This window comes from Streptomyces laculatispora, assembly GCF_017353455.1.
In the GTDB taxonomy this organism is placed as follows: domain Bacteria; phylum Actinomycetota; class Actinomycetes; order Streptomycetales; family Streptomycetaceae; genus Streptomyces; species Streptomyces laculatispora.
The window spans coordinates 1-6,042 of sequence record NZ_JAFMPZ010000406.1; the positions used below are offsets into that span (position 1 = coordinate 1).

Consider the following 6,042-nt stretch of genomic DNA (forward strand, 5'->3'; position numbering starts at 1 on the left):
TCCGCGGTGAACGCGCCCAGGTTGCGTGCCGTCTCCCATTGCTGAATGGCGTCGAGCAGCCGCGTGGTGTTCTCGCCGCCCGATTCGAGGCGGGAGACCGAGCTCTGGAAACCCGTCCCGGCGTTCAGGCCTGCGCCTCGGGCCAGCTTCCACTCCATGGTGAGCAGACTGTCCGAGCCGTTGAGGCTGATCCAGCCGAGCATGCCGGGGAGGTAGTTCGCCTGGAGGTACTTGTTGTTGGCGAACACCTGCTCCATCGAGGTGCTGCCGACCTCACCCCAGCTGGCCCGGGTCAGCGCGTCCCAGGTGTTCGAGGTCATCCGGCTGGTCTCGGAGATGAATCCGTCCTTGGCATCGATGCGCCGGAACGTCTTGTTCACCAGGTGCGCCATGCCGTAGGCGCCCCAGCCGGACTCCGATGCCGACTCCAGGCCGTCCCACGACATACCGGTGATGCCGGTGGTGTTCCAGGCGGTGGTCAGCCGGTCGCTGATCTCGTCGAGGACGGCATGGCCGCCGATCGCGCCGCCGTAGCTGTTGGCCATGACCCGGGCGGTGTGGTCGCCCTCAGGGTGTGCGACCGCGACCGATCCCCATCGCGCACGCTGCACGCCGGTCAGCTTCCACTCCTTCCCCACCTGCTCGGCCGCTCCGTAGCTGACGAACTCGTCCCCGATGCGCAGGAGGCTGTAGCTGGGTCCCGCGGCGAGCAGCGCGCCGTCGTCCAGGTACACGGTGGTGTCGTCCGCCGTCAGTGGACGGGTGAGCGAGGCGGTACCTCCCATCGCGAGCCGGTCGTCGGCGGGTGGCTTGAGGTAGGCGTCCCGCGGGAACCAGGCCCAGTCGTAGGGCTCGTCGCCGGTGCTGATGAAGTCCGACAGAGTGTGTACGCCGAGCTGTACACCGTTCGCCCGGGCGCTGTCCACGGCCGCCGCGGCCCCGGCGTCGCTGCCGCCCAGGCTGGAGTCGAACTGGTAGTGGCCGCTGGACTTCCATGGGCCGTAGCTGCTGGTGAGTGAGTAGATGCGGTTCATGCCGGCCGCCTTGGCGAACCGGGCCGCCGCCGGAATGTTGCCGGTCTCCAGGTCGCCGAGCACCAGCCATGACTGGCTGCTCGCCTGGGAGGCCTTCTGCCACTGCCCGTTCAGCTTCGGGTAGGGCAGCTTCTCACCCTTTGCGATGTTGGACAGGATCGTCGGCGTCGCCTCGGGCGAGGCTCCGAAGAGTGCGACCTTGGAACCGGCGATCCTGCCGTCGCGGCCGGGCAGCGGTCCGACCGGGATCGGATAGCCGCGTACCTTGCGGTGGCGTTCCTTGGTGTAGTCGAAGGTGAAGGCGCGCAGTACCGAACCCCAGGGGGTCACGCCTGCCGCGCTCCATTCCTCCAGGGAGCCCACGCTCACATGGTCCGGATCGTGGTTGACCTCGCTCTCCCAGCCCATGTCCTGGTCCTCCTGCGGCCAGGCGCCCTCGGTGCGGTCGGTCAGCGGTCGGAGCCCGATGGCGAAATCGTCGTCGCGGACCACGCCCACCGACGTACCGACCGTCTGGGAGATCGATGTGGCCAGTGGACCCCAGAGCAGGGTCTGCACATCGACGCCCTTCGGCACGTCGACGGCGACCGCTTCGAACGTGGTGTAGCCGCCGCGACTGCTGACCAGCTTCACCTGGATCTTCCAGTGCGCGGCCTTGTTCCGGAACGTGAGCATCTGGCCACCGGGTCCGGAACGGTCAACCGTGGTCGGCCTCTGCTGCTTGCCGTCGACGACCAGACTGACCAGGGACGCCGCATGACCGGGCGCGAGGTGGTCGACCCCGGTCCTGACGTCCTCCAGACCCACGACCGTCCCTGTCCTGTCGAGCTCCAGCTCCAGATAGCCGGCCTGGATCTCGATCGACGGAGTCGTTCCGCCAGGTCGTGCTTGCGCCGGCTGTGCGCCGACCGCGGGCAGAATGCCGGCGGTCAGTACCGCGAACGCCACGGCACCGGCCGTCCGCCGACGCTGTTCGGGCCTCTTCCGGGGAGGCTGGGATCCGACTATGAGTTCTGAGAACCGCACGATATTACTCCTGTCACCTCTCGACGAGAACTGCTGCACCGGCCGCTCGTGCCGGTCATCCCTTCGTGGCACCCCCTGTCAGACCACGGACGAACTGCTTCTGGAAGGCGAGATAGAAGGCCAGGACGGGCAGTGTGGCCAACAGCATGAAGGCGAACACCGCCCCGAAGTCCTGCTGGTAGGGGCCGATGGAGCGGAAGATCCCGACCGTCACGGTGTTGCCGGCTCCGGGGCCCAGGACGAGCAGTGGAGTCAGGAAGTCGTTCCAGACCCATACCCCGAGGAAGATCAGCACACTGGCCGACGCGGGCCGCAGCAGCGGGAAGACGACCTGCCAGAAGATTCGGAAGCGGCCGGCGCCGTCGACCGCCGCGGCCTCTTCGAGTTCGCGCGGGATCGAGCGGATGAAGCCCATGAAGACGAACACGGCGAACGGCAGGTAGTACCCGACGTCGACCAGCACGGCGCCCGGCATCGAGTGCAACAGGCCGATGGCGTCGAGGATCCGCGTGATCGGAAGCATGATCACCGCGGGCGGGATCATCAGGCCGGACAGCATGACGCCGAGGACGGCACGGCTCCACCAGCGGCCCGACCGCACGAGATGGTACGCGGACATCGCGGCCAGCACGGTGGTGATGAGGATAGACGCCGCGGTCAGGGTGACGGAGTTGACGAGGCCGTACCAGAACAGCCCGTCCGGCCGGCTCAGTACGTGTTCGAGGTTGTCGAGGGTCGGCGGAAGCGGGAGCGCCAACGGCGAGGTCACGACCTCGGAGCTGGGCTTGAAGACGTTGACCAGCGCCACGTAGAGCGGCATGCAGAAGACGGCCGCCACGCCGGTGGCCAACAGCGGCCGCATCCAAGGCATTCGGGAGTTCACAGATTCACCTCTCGTCGTTGCAGGAGCCTGAGCACGGTCACGCTCGCGACCGAGACGACGACGAGCATGATCCCGGCCATCGCGGACGCCACTCCCGGACGTTGCTCGGAGAAGGCGGTGCGGATCACCGCGAAGGCCACGGTGGCCGTGCCGTCGGTGCCGGGGCCACCGTTGGTGAGCACGGCGATCTGGTCGTAGACCTTGAACGAGCTGATCATCAGCATCACGGTGTTGACCGTCAGCGCGGGCGCGAGCAGCGGCCAGGTGATCGCACGGAACTGTTGCCAGGGGCCGGCGCCGTCGAGGCTCGCCGCCTCGTCGAGCTCGGCGGGGATCCCCGCGAGCCCAGCGAGGTAGACCACGACGGCGAAGCCGAGCAGCTGCCAGACCATGATCCCGGAGACGGAGTAGATCGCGTACGACGGATCCGTGAGCCAGCCCGGCGGGTGCTCGACCCCCAGCGAGACGAGCGCGCTGTTCAGCAGGCCGTCGTCCGCCAGGATCGAGCGTCCGATCACCGACACCACCACAGCGGAGAGGATCACCGGGGTGAAGTAGACGCTGCGGAGCAGGCTGTAGAGCCGGCCCGGCCGGCGCAGCAGCAGGGCGATCGCGAGACCGAGCAGGTTCGTCAGCAGCACCACGATCACCGTGATCACCACGGTGTTCCACAGGGAGTGCCGGAACTCCTCGTTGCCGAGGAGGAATCCGTAGTTGTCCAGGCCTACGAACGAGGTGTCCGGGCGCGTGGCGCGCTCATCGGTCATCCCGGTGTAGAGGGTCCACAGGATGGGCGCCAGGACCATCGCGGTGAAGATCGTGAGGGTCGGCAGGACGAAGACGGCGCCGGTTCCCGCCGACGACCACGTCCAGGTGCGGCGCCGGTGCGGCCCACCCGCGCGCCCGGACGGGGCCGAAGTGGCCGGCGGCCGGTCGGGCCGTGACTTCCCTCCGGCGGCGTCGGTCCTCGTCCGGACGGGCGAGGGGCGCGTCACTTCGAGAGCTCCTTGAACTTCGTGTTCAGCGTCGCGACGAACTTGTCCACGTCCGCACGGCCGTTGAGGAGATCATTCAGTGCCGCGTCGACCTTGGGTATGAAGCCCGATGGCAGGGCCGGGACACCGCTCTCGTTTCCGAAGCTCGGCGTCACGGTTCCACCAGCCTGGGCCTTTTCGTGGAGATCGAGGGTGGTGTTGTACAGCGGCGGCAGGCCGGCCGGCGGCTTGTAGCCCTTGAGCGCGACGAACAGGCCGTCGTACCGTGCCCCGCCGTCGGCGTTCAGCTTCGAGAACTCGATGGCCCACTGCTTGGCCTTCGCGACGTCAGGGGACTTGGCGCTCACCGACAGTCCACCGCCGGTGTACACGGGCAGGACGAGTGAGCCGTCCTGCGTGGGCATGGGGAAGGCGCCGAACTCCTTCTGCTGCGCCTTGTCCGGGGACGCCGGGAACCACGAGCCCATCGGGTACATGGCGCCCTTGCCCTTGAGGAAGGCTTCCTGCGCCTGTGCGTAGGTGGCCGACAGGTTGTCGACGTTCTCCTTGCCCGCCAGTGCCTTCATCTTGGTCGCCGCGTTGACGAACAGCGGGTCGCTGAAGTCGGTCTTTCCCGCGGTCAGTTTGTCGAGCCACTTCGGGTCCTTGGCGTAGACCTCGTCGGCCACCAGCTGGGCGAAGGTCCAGCGCGGGCCGAGGCCGTCCGGTGCACCGCCGCCCATGACGAACGGCTTGACCTGCGCCGCCTTCAGCTTGTCGACCGCGGCGAGCAGGTCGTCCCACTTCTTCGGAGGAGTGGTGATGCCCGCCTTCTCGAAAGCCGCCTTGCGGTAGTAGATCTGCCAGGTCTGCGAGTTGGTGGGCAGCTGGTAGATCTTGCCGTTGAAGCTGTTCGCGGTCGGGCTGGTCCAGTCCGCCAGTTCCTTCTCGCTGAACTGGGCGAGCTTGCCGCCCTCCGCCAGTCCGGCGGGGTCGATCGCGACCATGATGTCGGGCAGTGCGCCGGTCGAGTCGAGCTGGCGCGTGTACTCGTTGCGCTGTTCGGCGCTCGGCGCGACGATTTTCTTGATCTTCACCCCCGGCACCTTGGCGCTGGTCCGGGCGATGATGTCGTCCCAGTAGGAGGCGGTGAGGTTGGGGGTCTCGAAGGTGAGCAGGCTCAACGTCACGTCATCGACCGAACCGCTCCCACCTCCGTTCCCGCCACCGACGGCACAGCCGGTCAGCGCGACCAGGCCCAACGAAACCGCTACCGCACCCCAGTTGGCCCGCTTGCTCATGAGGCCCTCCTTGCTGGTCGAACCCACCGGGGGATGTCGCTCGGCCAGAATTTAGATAAGTAAGTTTCTTGGCAATATTGCTGTTGCGGCGTCAATTTAGATACTGTGCCGCCGTGAGTCAAGACATCGGTGAAACCCGGGGCAGCAAGGCACCCGCAGGCCGTGCGGGCGATGCCCACCTCCTGCGCAGGCTCAATCTCTCGGCCACGGTGCGAGCCTTCCTCGACGCCGCGTCACTGACGGTCAGCGACGTGCGTTCGATCGTCGGAGTCTCCCGCCCCACCGCCGAGGACCTGGTGGCGACGCTGGTGGACGAGGGCTTCGTCCGTGAGGCGCTCGACCGTCCGAACGGCGAGCGGTCGGCAGGACGGCCTGCCCGGCGCTACGAGGTCGTGGCCGAGGACTTCGCCGTCGTCGGCGTCGACATCGGCGCCCACAAGGTGGCCGTGGTCGTCTGCGACCTGCGCGGAGACGTCCTGGCGGTGCGCAGACGCAGCGTCGACTCCCGCATCGGGCCGGCCGGGCGCATCGGGGCGGCGGCGCGACTGGCCGAGGCGACCCTCCGGCAGATCGGGACGAACAGGGAACACGTCCGCTCGGTGGCCTGCGGCATCACCGGTGTGGGGGCCAACGACTCGGAGGTCATGGACATCCGCACCGTTCCCGCGGGCCATGACCTGGACGTCTACTCACTCCCGGGTTTCGACCGGATCGACGTCGTGTCGGAGGTGTCGGCACGCTTCAAGTACGACGTGCTGGTCTCCAACGACATCCACCTCGCGGCGGTGGCCGAGCAGTGGCGGGGCGGCGCCGGGGCACGCGAC

At 67.8% G+C, this 6,042-nt stretch carries 5 protein-coding genes; 1 reads left to right on the forward strand and 4 read right to left on the reverse strand.

Annotated elements, in window-relative coordinates:
- The 4 genes from J1C73_RS20595 to J1C73_RS20610 all read right to left on the reverse strand — a co-directional run.
- Positions 1 to 1,982, reverse strand: a 1,982-nt coding sequence (locus tag J1C73_RS20595; RefSeq protein ID WP_207317712.1) for a hypothetical protein, incomplete at its 3' end; no start/stop codon positions are given.
- 133 nt (positions 1,983 to 2,115) lie between these two features.
- Positions 2,116 to 2,943 carry a carbohydrate ABC transporter permease gene (locus J1C73_RS20600; RefSeq protein WP_123465598.1) on the reverse strand — a complete coding sequence of 276 codons (828 nt, stop codon included), beginning with the start codon at positions 2,941 to 2,943 and terminating at the stop codon, positions 2,116 to 2,118.
- On the reverse strand, positions 2,940 to 3,749 hold the full coding sequence (locus J1C73_RS20605) for a carbohydrate ABC transporter permease (protein WP_207317714.1): 810 nt from the start codon (positions 3,747 to 3,749) through the stop codon (positions 2,940 to 2,942). Before J1C73_RS20605 ends, J1C73_RS20600 begins: the two co-directional genes overlap by 4 nt.
- Positions 3,750 to 3,934: 185 nt before the next feature.
- Positions 3,935 to 5,218, reverse strand: coding sequence for an ABC transporter substrate-binding protein (locus J1C73_RS20610; protein ID WP_207317713.1), 1,284 nt, complete (start codon positions 5,216 to 5,218; stop codon positions 3,935 to 3,937).
- A gap of 113 nt (positions 5,219 to 5,331) precedes the next feature.
- On the opposite strand from J1C73_RS20610, the gene J1C73_RS20615 reads away from it, so the two are divergent.
- A partial coding sequence (locus tag J1C73_RS20615; protein ID WP_307797752.1) for an ROK family protein occupies positions 5,332 to 6,042 on the forward strand: 711 nt, incomplete at its 3' end.

Excerpts from the sequence above, each read along its gene's own strand:
- J1C73_RS20610 (WP_207317713.1), bottom strand. The coding sequence starts at position 5,218 with ATGAGCAAGCGGGCCAACTGGGGTGCGGTAGCGGTTTCGTTGGGCCTG.
- J1C73_RS20605 (WP_207317714.1), bottom strand. The coding sequence starts at position 3,749 with ATGGTCCTGGCGCCCATCCTGTGGACCCTCTACACCGGGATGACCGAT.